Source organism: Paenibacillus sp. Root444D2 (assembly GCF_001426375.1).
GTDB lineage: Bacteria > Bacillota > Bacilli > Paenibacillales > NBRC-103111 > Paenibacillus_E.
Genome location: NZ_LMEO01000013.1, coordinates 30,898 through 48,756 on the forward strand (window position 1 = coordinate 30,898; position 17,859 = coordinate 48,756).

Here is a 17,859-nt window from a genome sequence, read left to right on the forward strand (position 1 = left end):
TGTGAAGCTGAAGCCCCTTCTAGGCGTCAGCTTTCATTTCCATAATAGCATCACGCAGCTGCGCGGCACGTTCGAACTGCAGGTTCTTCGCAGCCTCTTTCATCTCGCCTTCCAAACGCTCGATCAGCGACGCGCGATCCTTCTTCGACATCTTCGCACCCTTCACATCAGCCAGATAATCCGCTTTCTGTTCAGCCACTTTCGTAGCCTCAATGACATCGCGAATTTTCTTGGCAATCGTTTGCGGTGTGATCCCCAGCTTCTCATTATGCGCTTCTTGCAAACTTCGACGGCGACTCGTCTCATAGATCGCTTTCTGCATGGAGTCTGTTATTTTATCTCCATACATAATGACACGTCCGTCTGAATTCCTCGCGGCACGGCCGATGGTTTGAATCAGCGATCGTTCCGAACGTAGGAACCCTTCTTTGTCCGCATCTAGAATAGCGACCAACGAAACCTCAGGTAAATCAAGCCCTTCCCTGAGGAGGTTAATCCCCACAAGAACATGGAAAGTCCCCAACCGCAAATCACGTAAAATCTGCATACGTTCAAATGTCTTGATATCCGAGTGCAAGTATCGAACCTTAATCCCTATTTCCTTAAAGTAATCGGTTAAATCTTCCGACATCTTTTTCGTTAAGGTAGTAACGAGCACCCGCTCATCTTTACGAATTCGATCATGAATTTCCGCTATTAAATCATCAATTTGTCCTTTGGTTGGTCTTACCTCAATAATAGGATCCAGTAACCCTGTAGGACGAATAATTTGTTGTGTCATTTGTGGACAATGTTCCAGCTCATAAGGTCCAGGCGTAGCTGATATATATAAAATTTGGCTGACTTTCTCCTCAAACTCCTCAAAGCGTAAAGGTCGGTTATCCAGTGCAGATGGCAAACGGAAACCATGATCAACCAATACTTCTTTTCTCGCTCTATCTCCATTGTACATCGCGCGAATTTGCGGCAAAGTCACATGAGATTCATCGACCATAAAGAGCATGTCGTCCGGGAAATAATCCAAAAGTGTATAAGGCGTAGCCCCTCGCTCACGGAAAGTCAGCGGTCCTGAGTAATTCTCAATCCCATTGCAGAAGCCCATCTCTTGCATCATTTCCATATCGTAACGAGTCCGCTGTTCAAGCCTTTGTGCTTCGAGCAGCTTCCCTTGCTCTTTCAGCTCAGCAAGACGCTCCTCAAGCTCACGTTCAATATTCACGAGAGCGCGTTTCATCGTATCTTCATGCGTCACAAAGTGAGACGCTGGGAAAATCGCGATATGCTCGCGTTCGCCGATAATCTCGCCGGTGAGCACATTAATTTCCGTAATCCGTTCGATTTCGTCACCAAACAACTCAACTCTCACCGCTTGCTCGCCATGCGACGCTGGGAAAATCTCAACAACATCTCCGCGCACGCGAAACGTGCCGCGCACAAAATTCAAATCATTCCGCTGATATTGAATATCCACGAGCTTGTGTAAAATCTCATTGCGTGATTTCTCCATCCCTACACGTAAAGAAAGCAGCATATTGCCATATTCAATTGGCGAACCCAAGCCGTAAATACACGACACGCTCGCCACGACAATAACGTCACGGCGTTCAAATAACGAGCTTGTCGCTGAGTGACGAAGCTTATCAATCTCTTCATTGATGCTGGAATCTTTCTCGATGTAGGTGTCAGAGGAGGCAATGTAGGCTTCTGGTTGGTAGTAATCATAGTAACTAACGAAGTAGGAGACGGCATTATGAGGGAAGAATTCTTTAAATTCACTGCACAACTGTGCGGCTAACGTTTTGTTATGCGCAATAATTAGGGTTGGACGGTTCAATTTGGCAATGACTTGCGCCGCTGTGAACGTTTTTCCCGTTCCCGTCGCACCCAAGAGCGTCTGATGCTTATTTCCCGCTTGTATACTTTGAACAATTTCCTCAATCGCTTGAGGCTGATCACCTTGCGGAGAAAAATCGGATACAAGTTCAAACTTCTTAGAACTAATTACAAGTTCACTCATCAATAATCACCTACACTTATAGTGGTTGTTTAAAAAGTTGACTCTCATAACAAAGTCATTCAGGAAGCAACTCGGCATCGAATCTTGAACGAAACCGGGAAGTCCGGTACCCATGTAGCAAATCTCTACACTTCGTTCCTCCTTCTCCGTACTTCCTCCAACCTTCTCGGTTCTGAAAGCGAACTTTTTAAACCTACATTTTATCGAAATAAATCGAACTTTTATCCTATTAACTTTCCTTATGCTATTTCCGATATAGAAGTTTATGGAACTTATTCGCCACAAATATGAAGGATTCTCTAAATTCATCCATCATAAGAATGTTTGTTCTGGTTTTTCCATTATACTCTTTTTGAATCATGGATGCAAACGGCAATATCTGTTACGGCCTGTATAAATTTTGTGGAGAACGACTCCAACGAACTTATCTGGTTGCTTTATGGTTCCTATTCTTTTTATGCTAATTAGGAGTGGTACAGTCATGGATTTGACAACAGTTTTAGGATTAGTATTGGGTCTTGTAGGTTTAGTCGGCGGGTACATGTGGGATGGCGGTCATATTAGTTCATTGATCATCCCGAGTGCCATGCTGATCGTTTTCGGCGGAACCTTTGGCGCAGTAGCCATCAGCTTTCCGCTCTCTATTTTAGCCAAAATACCTAAAGCTCTAGACATTGCCTTCAAAGAAGTTAAAAGAGATCCGGGGGCAACGATTGATGAACTTGTGGATATGGCCTCTATCGCTCGTCGAGAAGGAGTACTAGCCCTTGAGCAGCGTGCACAGGAGCATACAAATCCGTTCCTTAAAGATGGCTTACTTATGGTGGTGGATGGAACTGATCCTGAGTTGACCAGACAAATTCTAGAACTAGAGATGGATGCTATTGAACACCAGGTTAACAATATGTCAAAGGTGTTTGAAGCCGGAGGCGGATATGCTCCAACCATGGGAATTATCGGTACCGTTATGGGGCTCATTCACGTTCTCGGTAATCTCGACGACCCCTCCAGTCTCGGTCCCGCCATTGCCGTTGCTTTCACAGCCACTTTATACGGTGTTATGAGCGCCAACTTGGTCTATCTTCCGATTGCTAATAAAATTAAGGTTCGCGGTAAAGAAATGGTTTCCGAAATGGAACTGATGTTAGAAGGAATTCTTGCCCTTCAAGCTGGTGAGAATCCACAGTTAATTAAGAAAAAACTGAATTCCTTCCTCCACGATAAATCAACGAAGAAAGTCGTAGAGGAGGATGTCGACAATGGCGCGGAGAGGTAAGAAGCACGAGGAACACGTCAATCATGAGAGATGGCTCATTACTTACGCTGATTTAATCACCCTTCTGCTCGTTTTCTTCATTATTATGTATGCAATGAGTAAAGTCGATGTTCAAAAGTATTCCGTTCTGGCCCAAGCCTTAAACATGCAATTCCAGAAAGCTGACTCGGTTTTGGATAAAGGCTTTGGCGTAAGCGGTCAAATGACCCCTAAGCAAGGCGATGCCCAGACACCGCAGAACCAGAATCAGAGCCAGGACGATCAGAAGGAAGAGAAAGATAAAACAAAGCCTGAAGAGAATGAAAAAGAGAAGCGCGAAAAGGAACTTCAGGATCTTTTAAAACAAGTCCAAGCTTATATTAAGGATCAGAATCTGGAGGCACAAGTGTCTGCCAGTGATACAGAACGCGGTGTGGCTATCACCCTTAACGACTTATTCCTATTCGACCTAGGAAAAGCGGATCTGAAAGCGGCCTCCTTTCCTATTCTGCAGAAGCTTGCTTCACTTATCCCTACGTTGAACAGCAAGATTAGCATTGAAGGTCATACCGACAACTTACCGCTGGCTACAGGTTCTCCTTTCAAAGATAACTGGGGCTTATCCTTCGCCCGTTCCCTTTCGGTTCTTCGCTATTTTAGCGATACAGCCAAGCTGGATAACAACAAATTTATTGCTACCGCATATGCCGATACGATGCCAAAAGTAGCCAACACCAGCGATGAGAACCGCAGCAAAAATCGCCGCGTTGAAATTATCGTACTGCGTGATGGGCTTTCTCCAACAACAACGGTTAAATAAGCAAAGACCCTTCCTCTTTCAAACGAGAGGATAGGGTCTTTTTTTAATCACATGGATTTCGTCGAATCATTGGATAACAAGCCGGTTAGTTTACTTCGCAAATAGGAAAACAGGTGCAGAGGTTTTTGCTCTAGGAAGTACAATGCATCCTGATCCGGAGCTAAAATAATACCTAATTGATGATGATCGCCAGAGTAAATCGCTCGCTGTAAGAAGCGTACCTCATCTTGCTCATTCAGCACTTCCAGCCTGCAAAAGGCGGAATTCAGCCCCATGGCAACGTGCAGATCGGTTTTAGTCTTGATTTTGTGACCGTTCACCTTATGAATGAGTTCGCCAGTTTGAATACCTAACTCGTGGGCAGGACTGTTTGGCACTACCGACAACACCATAAGACCTCGCTGTGAGTGCACGTAGAACGGCACCAGCTTATCTTCAACCCAGTGGTTATACCGAATCAATCCTTCATGTAAAGTAATGCTTAATACGGCTCCTACAAGCAGAATCGGCGACCAGAAATGGGCGGCTATAGCTATAACTAACAGGGTGATGCCATATAAGTAGAGTAAGCTTGCGCTGAAACGAGCTTGCTTACGAGGGAGCTTCGATATCGTTAGCTCCGTAAAGCCGATCATTGCCGGAAAGGCAAGAAGTGTCCATCCTGACGCGAGGTTCGAACCAAACAGTGTTTCCCATGGAAGAGCTTGTATACTTCCCCCTGACATAGGAACGAGCAAGAACAAAGGGACAGGCCAGAAGCCTTGCAGTTGTTGCCCGCCGATAATCTGCCCTCGTCTTCCTTCGAGGAACAACGGTGTTGCCATACGTGCCCCTTGAAAGCCGACGAGCGTCCCTTCTAGAAGATGAAGTACGGCGACAATGACCAGCAAGGAAGGAATATCCGCGCCAACTACAATGTCCAGAATCGGTACCGCCTCCTGAAGACTGGCTGCATTCGGTATCCACGAAAGAATCACTTGCGCGATTCCCAAAATACCTACCGCATAAGCCAGACACAAGAATCTAACGCGCATCATCACTAGAATAATCGAAAGGACCCATAAGAGAATTACCGTATTCGCTTCAATATTAACACCTACGAAGAGCATAAGTATGGAGGCACTGAGACCGCCTAGCCATCCCCATAGTACAGTGCGCCACGTCTCACTCAATAAAGAATGCAAGCGCGTGTGAAAAAGCTTACGTTCCATCTGAATCTGCTTCCGATAGTGCAGCACAATAAATAGAATTCCTATATAGTAAAAAGGATTCGCAAACAACTGCCCCACAGCATGCAGCAGTCTGTCCAAGAGTTGAATCAACACATCCATACGAATCTGGGCTCCTTGATGAAAAAGAAATAGGAAGGCTGCCGTAGCAACCTTCCTACACTAATTCGACTACGAGCGCTTATTTCCTGCCCATCCCGACGAATTTCCAATATCTGATCCTTATTATTTCCCGATTTGCTTTTGGATTTGCCCAATTGCTGCTTTCAGCTGCAAATCATTCTTCGGCTCACGGATTTGCGCCAAAATTGATTTTTCGATTTTAGTCGCTGTTTCCGTGTCTACCTCGCCTGTCATCGGTAAACCATTTGTCCGTTGGAATGCTTTAACAGCTGTAACTGTCTTATCATTGAAATAACCGTCCGTGCGCTCCGGGTTAAAACCCAGACCTGATAACATGAGCTGTAGATTCTTCACATCATCGCTTGTCGTATCCTGTTTAAGCACGCTTTTCTTAGACAGCGGAGCTGCTTTGAAATAACCTGGCTGCTCAACTGGGATATCCGGTTGGATCCCCGTTTTGTGAATCCAGTTGCCATTAGGCGTTAACCATTTGTATACGGTCATTTTAATATTGCTGCCGTCGCCCATTTCCTTCTCAAAAGTAACCTGAACGGTTCCTTTCCCGTAGGAAGTTTCGCCAATAATCTTACTGCCAACCGCTTCTTGGAACGCTCCTGCCAATATCTCTGAAGCACTCGCACTGCCCTTGTTCACAAGTACAGTGACCGGATAGTTCTTGCCTGAACCCGTTGATGGTGTCGGCTCCCGCTTCCCATCCCGATTCTCGACCTGGACGATCGGCTTGCCGCTTTTGACAAAAGGATTCACGATGTCCACAACTACGTTCAACAGACCGCCTGGATCATTACGTACGTCGATAACAAGCCCTTTCATCCCTTTGGCTTCAAGGCTTTTCAGCTCTTCAGCGAAACGGACGGCTGTATTCGAGGAGAATTGGCGAATCTCAATCTTCCCAATTTGGTCCTGCAGCATTTCGCCATAAACCGTTTCAACGTCAATATTATCCCTGACCACGATAACCTGCACTGGATCACCGGCACCTTGACGAAGTAAATCCAGCTTCGCTTGCGTCCCTTTAGGGCCGCGGATTTTCATGACCGCTTGGTTGAGTGTAAGCCCGTCCAATTTCTCTCCGTTAACAGAGACAATCACGTCTTTGGATTGAATACCCGCTTTCTCAGCAGGAGATCCCTTGATTGGAGACACGATAACGAATTTACCTTCCTCAATCGAAACCTCTGCCCCAATGCCTTGAAAAGAAGACGTAATACTCTCATCGAACTGCTTCGCTTCCTTCTGATCCATATACACAGTAAACGGATCTTCCAGAGATTCCAGCATGCCATTGATTGCACCATTGACCAACTTATCATGATCCGGCTGCTTCAAATACTTGCTCTCGATCAATTGAAACGTTGTAGAGATTTTGCTCAAATCCTTACTCGATAGCCCGGATGAAGTGGCAGTGGATGCGGCTGTACTGCCCGCTGGCTGCTCTTTCCGCCCCCAAGAAAAGGATGAATCCACAATCGTCAGTGTCACGATACTGCTTGCAAACATGGCTAACAAAACAAATACTATGACCGTGCGTCCTTTGAATTGCAAAGCGCGTTTCACCACCTTTTTCCTAAAACCCATCTGGGTTCGCCTGTTTGTAGTATATGACAAGCTATTCCCGTTTTATAACCAAGTCCCCTTATCGTAAGAACGGTTTAGGATCGGTTGGAACTTCATTCTTCCTAACCTCAAAGTGCAAATGGTTCCCTGTGGATTGACCTGTCGAGCCAACACCGGCAATTTTCTGTCCGCGTTTAACTAAATCGCCAACTTTGACGTAGATCCCGTCATTCATAATATGTCCATATACCGTCCATAACCCATTCCCATGATCCACGATGACGCAATTCCCGTAGCCGTTCATCCAAGATGCATAGATGACAGAGCCGTTCTCTGCCGCGAGGATGTCCGTTCCTTTGGGAGCTCCCAAATCAATCCCTTTATGGCTCTCTGCTCTGCCTGTAACTGGGTTGATTCTATTCGTAAAATCAGATGTAAGTGGCGCTTGAACGGCCAATGGGTAACCCAGTTTCCCACCGGAATAAGTGAAAGGCGACTTCGCATTACTAGCAGCCCGCTTCTTCGCCTGTAGGTCAGCTTCTTGCTTCGCTAATTGCGTAATCTGTTTATCACTTTCTTCTGAAATATCCTCAAGTACCTTCTCTTGCTTCGTAAGGGAAGCAATCTTAACTTCCTTGGCCTTCTCCTTCGCTTTCAGATCATCCCTAAGGTCATCTGCGTCAGCGTAAAGTGCCTTAACCTTCTCAAGCTGCTGCTCCGTATCTACTTTCTTCTGGGCAACCGTCTCTTTATCTTTCTTATTCGACTCTAGTATCTCTTTATCTTGATTGACAATAGATTTCAAAGCTTCAATACGGTTCAAGAAATCAGAAAAACTAGTCGCGCTAAGTACCACATCCATGTACGAAACAAAGCCGTTCATATACATCAAACGCACTCGGGATTTCAGCATGAGATCACGGCTCTCCACACGCGCTTCCGCTTCATCCAATTGTTTAGCATTATCTGCTAATGTGTCCGATACCTGATCGATCTCCTCATTCAGCTTCGTGAGCTTCATACTAGCCTCATTCACCTGATTAACAAGCGTTTTCATATCCTTGGTCGCCTGGTCCTTCTCCGTCTGGACCTTCGTTATTTGATTCTGCGCGTCATTCGCCTTCTGCTGCGCTTGCGCCTTCATCTTCTTGAGCTGAGTCAACTGCTGATCGATCTTTTCCGTTGTTGAAGCGGCATATCCCGCATATGGAACCGCCAATGAAGCCGCAATCCCAAGAGTCAACACCACAGGTAGAATCTTCTTCTTCAAGCACGTAGCCTCCCTATCATCAAAACCTGGCACTGCATAAATCATTTATTCTTTCGAATCTCTTAGTCTCTTATCTTATTAATCTATGAATCTTTGAAAATGAAAAAATAAAAATAAAAGCTTTTAAAGTCGGCTTTCAGAACCGATAAGGTTGGATGAAAATGAGGGCAGGAGGATGTAGCAAGCTACATGAGTACCGCACTGCCCCTTTTTCATTCAAGATTCGACGCCGATTAAGCTTCAAGATCAACTTCGTTATCAAAGTGGGCTTATTTAGCCACCTTTTAAACCCTGAGGAATTTGCGGACCGAGATTAGGGACCCCCAGATCCCTATTACCATACCAATGCCTAACAATAAAGCCGTCATCGTAGGAGCAATCTTCCCGAAAGGTGTTAATTCCACCATAAGCAAATTCAAGTTCAGTGAACTTGTGTTAAGCAGCTTCCAGTACCCGCCTAGAATAATAGCTGTAGGGATCACAGAGCCAATGAATCCGAGTAGAGCACCTTCTATAAAGAACGGCCAACGAATAAAGGAATTCGTCGCACCCACCAGTTTCATAATTGATATTTCCTTGCGTCTGGCCAAAATCGTAATTTTGATCGTATTCGCGATCAGGAATACGGCGGTAAATGAAAGTAGAATAACAATACCAATACCGATCCAACGAACAATTTGTGTCACCTTAAATAGGGCTTCGACCGTACCTTTGCCATAATTAACTTTATAAATAGGCTTTGGATCTTTGCCGATGTTAAGCGCGCTGATTTGATCAGCAACGACTGCCACATTTCGCGGGTCATCGACTTCGATTGTGAATGCATCATTTAGCGGGTTATTTTCCCCTTCGAATCCATCTAACAAAGCTTTACCGCTCTCACCAAGCTTTTGCCTTAAATAAACAAGGCCCTCTTCTTTCGAAACAAACTTAATGGTTTTTACCTCATGAATAGCTTGGATTTGAGATTCGAGTGCCTTAATCTGATCCTGCGAAGTGTTAACCTCCAGATACACATTAATCTCAACCTGTTTCTCAATCTGACCTGCAATATCATTCACATTAAGTGTAATAAGGACGAAAACACCTAAAATAAATAACGAAATGGCAATCGAACTGATCGACGCGAACGTCATCCAACCATTCCGAACGACATTCTTCGTACCTTCTCGCAAATGACGAGAAATTGTACTAATCTTCATAACCGTATTCCCCCCGTACCTGGTCACGAGCAATGAGTCCGTGCTCAATCGCAATGACTCGTTTACGCATCGTATTGACGATTTCCTTGTTATGCGTAGCCATGACTATGGTGGTTCCCCGGAAGTTAATTTCCTCCATCAATTTCATGATTCCCCAGGATGTCTCAGGGTCGAGATTTCCTGTCGGTTCGTCGGCGATAATGACAGCTGGGTTGTTAATTATTGCCCGGGCAATCGCTACCCGCTGCTGCTCGCCTCCAGAAAGCTGTGAGGGCAGCGAATTCGCTTTATCCTTCAACTTAACAAGTTCGAGCACTTCCATTGTGCGTTTCTTAATCTGCTTCTTAGGTGCCTCGATAACTTCCATAGCGAAAGCCACATTTTCAAAAATATTAAGCTTAGGAAGCAGTCGATAATCTTGGAAAATAACACCAATATTACGGCGAACATAAGGAATCTTACGCTGTTTGAGCTTTTCCAAATTAAAACCGTTCACGAAGATTTGACCCTTGGTCGGCCTCTCTTCTCTATACATCAACTTCATAAATGTAGATTTACCTGCGCCGGAAGGTCCAACAACATAGACAAACTCGTTGCTGTCCACTTTCACATTAATCCCTCGCAATGCATGAGTGCCGTTGGAGTATGTTTTCCATACGTCCTGCATTTCGATCACAATATCACATCCTAATATAGGGATCTTTGAGCTTGCTCAAAGTCTCTCTGCTTTGGGATCTTTGAGCTTGCTCAAAGTCTCTCTGCTTTGGGATCTTTGAGCTTGCTCAAAGTCTCTCTGCTTTGGGATCTTTGAGCCCAGCTCAAAGTCTCTCCGTTTTGGTGATCTTTGAGCCCAGCTCAAAGTCTCTCTGCTTGTAAAGATAGCTTTTAACCATTCGACACAAAAGCTGAAATTCCTTCTAAAATAGCTTTGAGAATCCTGTTGAATACCGTCATTATATCATTTTCTTAGAGAATATGAGAAATCCAACGCTAGTAATGTCGAACAGGAAAACTATAATATACGCAAAAACCGCCCCACATAGGACGGTCATGCATTAATTTTGTTTAATTTTAGGTGTCGGCTACACTAGACCGAATGAGCAATTCCGTTGGAAGCACCAATTGTTTGGTTACCTGACGACCTCTAGCATGTCAATAAGGGCGGATTGATAACCGATTTCAGTGTCCGATGGTTTGTTCTTCTGGGCTGCTGATTAATCCTCTAGCAAGTACTAAAACCCCCTAGCTAACGATACATATAGTAGTACAGGCATCCTTGTGCCTGAACCGCTTGTATCTGAGCGCAAAGGAGCCGCTGTGCATGCCAAGCCAAATTAGAAAAGTTATCTTCTATGCGTCTATCTTTATAGGCATACTAAGTGCGTTTAGCATTGCTCTGTATTACTATGGATCTCGACCTACATTTCCTGCAGATTTTACAGTTGCTGGGTGGCGGGTTGGAGGAATGCCCTATGATAAATTTCAACAAGAATACGAAAAGCGCCTACAGCTGCTCTCATCCTATCCCGTTCAATTGCAATCCTCCCGTACGAACATTCCCAATAAAAAACTGGCACTTGGACAATTGGGTGTTCAATATCAAACGGAAAAACTAGTTCGTTCACTTGGCCAGCTATTCGGAGGCTCTCCGATAGAACGTATAAAAGCTCGCTGGACTCTCCGTCATGCAGATATACCGCTTGAGGTCACTGTCAACCAAGCGCAGCTAAACACCGTACTCAAAGAAACTTGGAAAGACCTCTATAGCCTTCAGCCGGTTGCCGCAAAACGAATCGTAACCAATGAAGATTTACTCGTTTTCGAGCCCGAACGTAAAGTGTTAAGAATCGATACAGCCCATTTGCTTGAACACTTGAAAGAAATTGCTCCCTCCATTGCCTATATTCACAATGCCGCCCCAATCACACTCTCCTTGCCTTTATACGAGCAGGGCCCCGCAGTAACGACGGAAACATTGAAGCGTCAGGGTATCGATCGCAAAATTTCGGAATTTACGACCTCATTCCCCCCATCGGGTGAAGGGAGAATTCACAATATACGCTCAACAGCCGCCTCTATTCAGGATTATCTAATGGCTCCCGGAGAGACCTTCGACTATAGCAAGATAATTGAACAAACCGAGGCCAAATTCGGCTATAAGGAGGCACCAGTCATCCTAAACGGCCAGCTCGTGCCAGGCATTGGAGGCGGCATTTGCCAAGTCTCTACAACGCTATACAACGCTGTCTTGCGGGGTGGTCTAGACATTGTTGAGCGGCGCAATCATTCACTCCCTGTTAGTTATGTTACACTCGGCCAAGATGCAACTTTCGCCAGCGGTTATATTAACTTCAAATTCCGCAACAACACAGATGCCTATTTATTGATACGAACCATAACAACAGAACAAGCCGTCACCGTGAAGCTTTTCGGTCACATGTCGCCTTCCATTACCTATGACATCGATTCCAACATTGTAGAAACAATTCAACCACCGGTTAAATACTTGCAAAATTCCAGCCTGAAACCTGGCATTACACGCCCTATCAGCACCGGCAAGGTCGGCTACAAGGTAGAAACGTATCGAACCAAAAGAGAAAATGGTACGGTCGTCAGTAAAGAATTAATCTCGAAGGATCAGTATTCTCCAGTGCCTACTATCATCGCCGCCAACCGGAGTGACATCCAGTCGGAAGAAATGAATCCCTCAACGCCAGAGCAGCCCATCCTTGAAGACGGCGTGAAAGGACCGGTTAACCGGTAATATAGAGAGGCTTCTGCCTCTTTTGCGAATAGGAAAGGTCATGTGACTGTAGTTACTAGGTCATTATGACTTTTTTCTATTATGATAGGAATATGAAATAGCACACAAGGAGGCTAGGCGATGAGCAAAATCGATTATTTCAAAGAATTAAACTATCGACTGCGCGGACTTCCCGAGAAGGAGCGCCAAAATATATTGTCTGTTTATGAAGAATTGTTTCAGAAAGCAATTGAAAACGGCAAACAAGAGGATGATGTAGCCCAATCTCTCGGCTATCCGCGAGTTCCTAACTGGGATGCTCAGAAGGAGACACCTAGTACGGAGCAGGAGCCTTCCAAAAGCACGTCTGGCGAACGGGCAGAGAAATCTTATCCTAGACCTGAACCGACTGCGGCGCCTAAGCAAGCTCCTGAGACGAAGGGCTTTCCACCATATACGCCTCCACAGGGCACGAATCCTTATGTGAACCCCAATCCATACCCTTATCCGGTTAAACAGGAGTCGAGTATTAAGGCTATAATCGTAAGTATTATGCTCGGATTTTTTAATCTCCTTTTCGTTGTTGGTCCATGGTTCGGTGTTCTCGCCGCGTTAATTGCCCTATTTGCAGCGGGCTTTGCGCTTATCATCTCACCAATTGTTGGTATTCTCGGAAGTTATATGGGAACCGTCGGCAGCGATATGCGTTTCATAGGTTTCGCCATGCTTGCTTGCTTCGGATTGGGTATCATTTTAACGACGCTCAGCTCATGGTTGTTCAAACAATTCTTCAAACTAAGCTGGTTGTACATCCGATTCAATGCCAAACTAATTAAGGGGGCTTAAGCCATGAAACGTGGAGTCAAATTTTTCTTACTGCTCGGCTTTGCCTGCCTTGGGGTTGGCCTTATTGGAGCAGCTGTTTCTTTCAAAGAGGTGGATTGGAGCGCAGGTGTCACGAATATTGATATCGAAAAAAAGATTCCGGCAGCCAATATTGATACATTAGTCATTCAAAATGACATCTCCGGAGTAACTTTTATCCCAAGTAATTCAGATGAAATTAAAGTACATCTCGTAGGAACGGTTGGAGAGCTTACTGCTAAAAGCTGCACCATTGAGGCGGCGACAGAAGGAAGCAATGTATGGCGAGTAGACGTATGTACGCAGAAGAAACCGCAAATTAATTTCGGCTTCAATTTGTCAGATCTGAAAGCACTGATCAATAATCACGGTTTCCGATTACGAACAGAAGTCACACTTCCAGAAAAAATGTACAAAGCTATCACGGTTTCCTCGGATACTGGGGGCATCAACTTCAAAGAGGTAAAAGCCGATAAGCTTACAGTCACCACCGACACAGGCGGCATTTCCATTGATCGTTACGAAGGGAAGCAGCTAAACCTTCAAACAGATACGGGTCGTATCAATGTAGAGGATGGGCAAGGCGATGTAAAGATGAAAACAGATACAGGCAGTATTACAGCTAAGCTGCATGATATCGGAGATTCCGTATCGCTTCAAGCCGATACAGGCTCGATTCGTCTTCAGCTCGATCCTACTCCAAAAGGCGCAAGCTTCGATCTCAATTCCGACGTAGGCAGTGTCAATTTAGAAGTTCCTGGCTTGATTGTACAAAGGTCCGATCATCATTCGGCAAAAGGCACCATCGGCGATGGCAGCAAAAAAATAAGTGTGCGAACAGATACGGGGTATATCTCGGTTAACGGTAGATGACAAAAAGCCTTCAAGACCATCAGATTCGATGGTTTTGAAGGCTTTTTATCTATTCGTTTACTTGCTTTTTTCTAAAAATTCTTGCAACCACTCGTTCGACTGCACAAGCACTTGCTCGGCACGAGCGATCGCCTCAGTCACTTGGTTACTGGCTGTTCCGCCGTAGACATTACGCGCGTTAACTACTTGCTCTGGCTGTAGGACCTGATAAATATCGGACTCGAAAAGGGAAGAGAACGTTTTGAACTCTTCGATGCTCATATCGAGTAGGTATTTTTTGTTTTGGATGCAGTATAGCACTGTTTTGCCAATCACTTCGTGCGCCTGACGGAAAGGCAGCCCTTTGTTCACAAGGTAATCGGCGATATCCGTTGCGTTCGAGAAATCTTGGTTCACAGCTTGTCTCATGCGATCCGAGTTTACTTTCATCGTAGCGACCATAGGAGCGAATAATTGAAGAGCGCCCTGCAGGGTACGAACCGTATCGAACATGCCTTCTTTGTCTTCCTGCATGTCCTTGTTATAAGCCAGCGGCAGTGACTTGAGCACGGTCATTAGACCGAACAAGTTGCCGTAGACGCGGCCTGTTTTGCCGCGGACAAGCTCAGCTACGTCCGGGTTCTTCTTCTGCGGCATAATGGAGCTGCCGGTGCAGAAAGCATCATCGAGTTCAATGAACGCGAACTCGGTCGAGGACCAAAGCACCATTTCCTCGCTGAAGCGAGAAAGGTGCATCATGATCATAGACGCGTTAGAGAGGAACTCCAGGATGAAATCGCGGTCGCTGACCGCATCCAGGGAGTTCTCGTACACGCGTCCGAACCCGAGCTGCTCCGCCACGAAATGGCGGTCGATCGGGAACGTCGTGCCGGCGAGCGCGCCAGCGCCGAGCGGCAGCATGTCTACGCGCTTGTAGCTGTCCTGCAAGCGCTCAAGGTCACGCTGGAACATGCTGACGTAGGCCATCATGTGATGCGCGAACAGAATCGGCTGCGCACGCTGCAGATGCGTATACCCTGGGATAATCGTATCGAGATTATCCTTCGCTTTCTCAAGCAAAGCCTCTTGCAGCTTGATCAGCAGGCCTACGAACTCAACCACCCGCTTGCGCAGGTAGAGATGCATGTCCGTAGCCACTTGATCGTTACGGCTGCGGCCCGTATGAAGCTTGCCCCCGACAGGACCGATCAAGTCGATTAAGGTTTTCTCGATATTCATATGAATATCTTCATTCTGAATCGTGTACTCCAGCTCGCCGCGGCGAATCATGCCTTGCACAGCCAGCAAGCCATCCTTGATTTTCTCGACATCATCCGCAGGAAGAATGCCGCACTTGCCAAGCATCGTCACATGCGCCAAGCTGCCTTCAATATCTTCCTCGGCCAACTCTTTATCAAATGTAATTGACGCGGTATATTCTTCGACCAATTGGTCGGTTTTCTTCGTAAATCGTCCACCCCAAAGCTTAGACACCGTGCATGGCTCCTTTCGTATTAACACCTAATATAGGGATCTTTGAGCAGCGCTCAAAGTCTCTCTGCTGAACAGTCCTTACAATAGACAAGCTTATGGACAACCCAAAGGCTTTCCACAAGGGAAAGCCAGCGGACCGTGCTGCTATATAATTACTTCTTTGCTTTTTGTTCTACGCCGGAGGATACTTTCAGACGAAGCGCGTTCAAGCGGATGAATCCAGTTGCATCGCCTTGGTCATATGCTTTCGTCGGATCTGCTTCCATTGTAGCAATTTCCGGATTGTACAAGGATACTGGACTTTTCACACCAGCGCCAATTACGTTGCCTTTGTACAATCTCAAGCGTACAGTACCTGTTACGTTCTTTTGACTTTCTCCCACAAGCGCTTGAATCGCCAAACGCTCAGGTGCAAACCAGAAGCCGTTGTAAACAAGTGTCGCATATTTGGTAATAAGGGAATCACGAAGGTGCATAACATCGCGGTCCATCGTGAGGGATTCCATTTTGCGGTGAGCGGTGAAAAGGATCGTACCGCCCGGAGTCTCGTACACGCCGCGGCTCTTCATGCCGACGAAGCGGTTCTCTACCATGTCCACACGGCCAATACCGTGCTTGCCGCCGATTTCATTCAAGGTTTCCATAACTTGAAGAGGAGACAACTTGTTGCCATTGATGGCTACACAGTCACCTTTGTCGAACTCAAGCTCGATGTACTCCGCTTGATCAGGCGCATCTTCTGGAGCTACGCTCAAGACGTACATGCCTTTGTTCTCGTCGGATGCAGCATCAAACCAAGGATCTTCCAGCATGCCGCTCTCGAAAGAGATATGCAGCAGGTTGCGATCCGTCGAATACGGCTTCGCCGCCGATGCAGTAACCGGAATGCCGTGTTTCTCGGCATAAGCGATCATCTCTGCGCGACCCGGGAACTCCTCGCGGAACTGCTCAAGACGCCAAGGCGCGATAACGGACAGCTCAGGCGCCAACGCCGCTGCTGTCAGCTCGAAGCGCACTTGGTCATTCCCTTTACCGGTAGCGCCGTGAGCAATCGCTGTTGCGCCTTCAGCGCGAGCGATTTCGACCATGCGCTTCGCGATCAAAGGACGAGCAATCGAAGTGCCTAACAGGTATTGCCCTTCATAAAGAGCACCCGCTTGGAACATCGGGTTGATGAAATCCTTCGCGAACTCTTCGCGCAGGTCGTCGATGTAGATCTTGGATGCGCCGGTTTGGAGCGCTTTTTCCTCCAGACCGTCCAGCTCATCCTTTTGCCCGATATCCGCTGTAAAAGCAATAATTTCGGCGTCGTAAGTCTCCTTGAGCCATTTCAAAATAACTGATGTATCCAATCCGCCGGAATAGGCGAGAACGATTTTTTCCTTAGCCATGTCTACTAATCTCTCCGTTTCTATGTCTGCTACGAATTATTATATCATTGTCGCGGCCATAATAGCCTTTTGCGCATGAAGACGATTCTCTGCTTGGTCAAAAATAATGGAATTCGGGCCGTCAATAACACCCTCGCTCACTTCTTCCCCGCGATGTGCAGGCAAGCAGTGCATGAACAAGTAATCTTGCTTAGCATGCTTTACAAGCGCCTCATTGATTTGGAAGTTTTTGAAAGCAATCTCCCGCTCCTGCTGCTCCGCCTCAAAGCCCATGCTTGCCCAAACGTCCGTGTAGACGATGTCCGCATTTTCAATCGCTTCGCGTGGATCGCGAGTTAGGAGGACACTGCCTCCAGTTTGCGCTGCGTTCTCTTTAGAAATCTGAATGACTTCCTTGTCGGGATCGTAGCCTTCCGGCGAGGCAATCGCGAAGTTCATCCCTAATTTACTTGCACCCATCATGAGGGAATGCACCATATTGTTGCCGTCTCCGATGTAGGCGACTTTGAGACCTTTCAAACGGCCTTTTTTCTCCAAAACCGTCTGATAATCAGCCATAACCTGACAAGGATGAGCATAGTCCGTCAATCCATTGATAACTGGTACCGTTGATCCACGAGCAAGGTCAATCACTTTGCGGTGTTCATACGTACGAATCATGATGCCATCCAGATAACGGGACAGTGTTTGTGCAGTATCCCAAACGGTTTCGCCGCGTCCAAGCTGCAGATCATTTTTGCTAAGGAAAAGAGCCTGACCTCCAAGTTGGTACATTCCTACTTCAAAGGAAACACGCGTGCGCGTCGAGGATTTCTCAAAAATCATTCCCAGCGTCTTACCAGCCAACACAGCATGCGGCTCTCTTGCTTTTTGTTTACGTTTAAGCTCAATCGCATAGTGAATCAAGTATTCAATTTCTTCTGATGTATAATCAACTAAAGCAAGAAAATCCTTGCCCTTTAACTGGGCAGCCAGTTCTTCCTTAACAGCCATATTCATGTTATCCAACCTCTCTAAACGG

At 46.2% G+C, this 17,859-nt stretch carries 14 protein-coding genes; 5 read left to right on the forward strand and 9 right to left on the reverse strand.

Going from position 1 to position 17,859, the window contains the following annotated elements; translation table 11 throughout:
* Positions 1-19: 19 nt before the first annotated feature.
* Positions 20-2,017 carry an excinuclease ABC subunit UvrB gene (uvrB, locus tag ASD40_RS10575; RefSeq protein WP_057303267.1) on the reverse strand — a complete coding sequence of 666 codons (1,998 nt, stop codon included), beginning with the start codon at positions 2,015-2,017 and terminating at the stop codon, positions 20-22.
* Between the two features lie 481 nt (positions 2,018-2,498).
* On the opposite strand from uvrB, the gene ASD40_RS10580 reads away from it, so the two are divergent.
* Positions 2,499-3,293 (forward strand): flagellar motor protein, encoded by a 795-nt coding sequence (locus ASD40_RS10580; RefSeq protein WP_057303268.1) that lies wholly within the window; start codon positions 2,499-2,501, stop codon positions 3,291-3,293.
* On the forward strand, positions 3,277-4,092 hold the full coding sequence (locus tag ASD40_RS10585; RefSeq protein ID WP_057303269.1) for an OmpA/MotB family protein: 816 nt from the start codon (positions 3,277-3,279) through the stop codon (positions 4,090-4,092). The genes ASD40_RS10580 and ASD40_RS10585 overlap by 17 nt, the downstream gene beginning before the upstream one ends.
* 47 nt (positions 4,093-4,139) lie before the next feature.
* Here the strand turns inward: ASD40_RS10585 and ASD40_RS10590 are convergent, their stop codons facing one another.
* The 5 genes from ASD40_RS10590 to ftsE form a co-directional block, all read right to left on the reverse strand.
* Positions 4,140-5,423, reverse strand: coding sequence for a PDZ domain-containing protein (locus ASD40_RS10590; RefSeq protein ID WP_057303270.1), 1,284 nt, complete (start codon positions 5,421-5,423; stop codon positions 4,140-4,142).
* Positions 5,424-5,546: 123 nt separating this feature from the next.
* Entirely contained in the window at positions 5,547-7,010 is a 1,464-nt protein-coding gene (locus ASD40_RS10595) for a S41 family peptidase (RefSeq protein ID WP_057303309.1), read from the reverse strand.
* A gap of 91 nt (positions 7,011-7,101) precedes the next feature.
* On the reverse strand, positions 7,102-8,292 hold the full coding sequence (locus tag ASD40_RS10600) for a murein hydrolase activator EnvC family protein (RefSeq protein WP_057303271.1): 1,191 nt from the start codon (positions 8,290-8,292) through the stop codon (positions 7,102-7,104).
* Positions 8,293-8,576: 284 nt separating this feature from the next.
* Positions 8,577-9,494 carry a permease-like cell division protein FtsX gene (gene ftsX, locus ASD40_RS10605; RefSeq protein ID WP_057303272.1) on the reverse strand — a complete coding sequence of 306 codons (918 nt, stop codon included), beginning with the start codon at positions 9,492-9,494 and terminating at the stop codon, positions 8,577-8,579.
* Positions 9,484-10,170: a cell division ATP-binding protein FtsE gene (gene ftsE / locus ASD40_RS10610; RefSeq protein ID WP_047682153.1), complete on the reverse strand. Its 687-nt coding sequence runs from the start codon at positions 10,168-10,170 to the stop codon at positions 9,484-9,486. The genes ftsX and ftsE overlap by 11 nt, the downstream gene beginning before the upstream one ends.
* A gap of 645 nt (positions 10,171-10,815) precedes the next feature.
* Between ftsE and ASD40_RS10615 the strand changes: the two genes are divergently transcribed.
* The 3 genes from ASD40_RS10615 (at position 10,816) to ASD40_RS10625 (ending at position 13,974) form a co-directional block, all read left to right on the forward strand.
* Complete coding sequence (locus tag ASD40_RS10615) at positions 10,816-12,258, forward strand: VanW family protein (protein ID WP_057303273.1); 1,443 nt, start codon at positions 10,816-10,818, stop codon at positions 12,256-12,258.
* 120 nt (positions 12,259-12,378) lie between these two features.
* Entirely contained in the window at positions 12,379-13,083 is a 705-nt protein-coding gene (locus ASD40_RS10620) for an HAAS signaling domain-containing protein (RefSeq protein WP_057303274.1), read from the forward strand.
* A 3-nt stretch (positions 13,084-13,086) separates the two neighbouring features.
* Positions 13,087-13,974: a DUF4097 family beta strand repeat-containing protein gene (locus ASD40_RS10625; RefSeq protein ID WP_057303275.1), complete on the forward strand. Its 888-nt coding sequence runs from the start codon at positions 13,087-13,089 to the stop codon at positions 13,972-13,974.
* A 57-nt stretch (positions 13,975-14,031) separates the two neighbouring features.
* Here the strand turns inward: ASD40_RS10625 and argH are convergent, their stop codons facing one another.
* From argH to argF, 3 genes are all read right to left on the reverse strand, one after another.
* Positions 14,032-15,447 (reverse strand): argininosuccinate lyase, encoded by a 1,416-nt coding sequence (argH, locus tag ASD40_RS10630; RefSeq protein ID WP_057303276.1) that lies wholly within the window; start codon positions 15,445-15,447, stop codon positions 14,032-14,034.
* A 152-nt stretch (positions 15,448-15,599) separates the two neighbouring features.
* The gene (locus ASD40_RS10635) at positions 15,600-16,838 is read right to left on the reverse strand and encodes an argininosuccinate synthase (protein WP_057303277.1); all 1,239 of its coding nucleotides are present in this window, start codon (positions 16,836-16,838) and stop codon (positions 15,600-15,602) included.
* Positions 16,839-16,877: 39 nt separating this feature from the next.
* A complete protein-coding gene (gene argF, locus ASD40_RS10640) occupies positions 16,878-17,837 on the reverse strand; it encodes an ornithine carbamoyltransferase (protein ID WP_047682143.1) in 960 nt (319 codons plus the stop codon).
* Between the last annotated feature and the right edge of the window lie 22 nt (positions 17,838-17,859).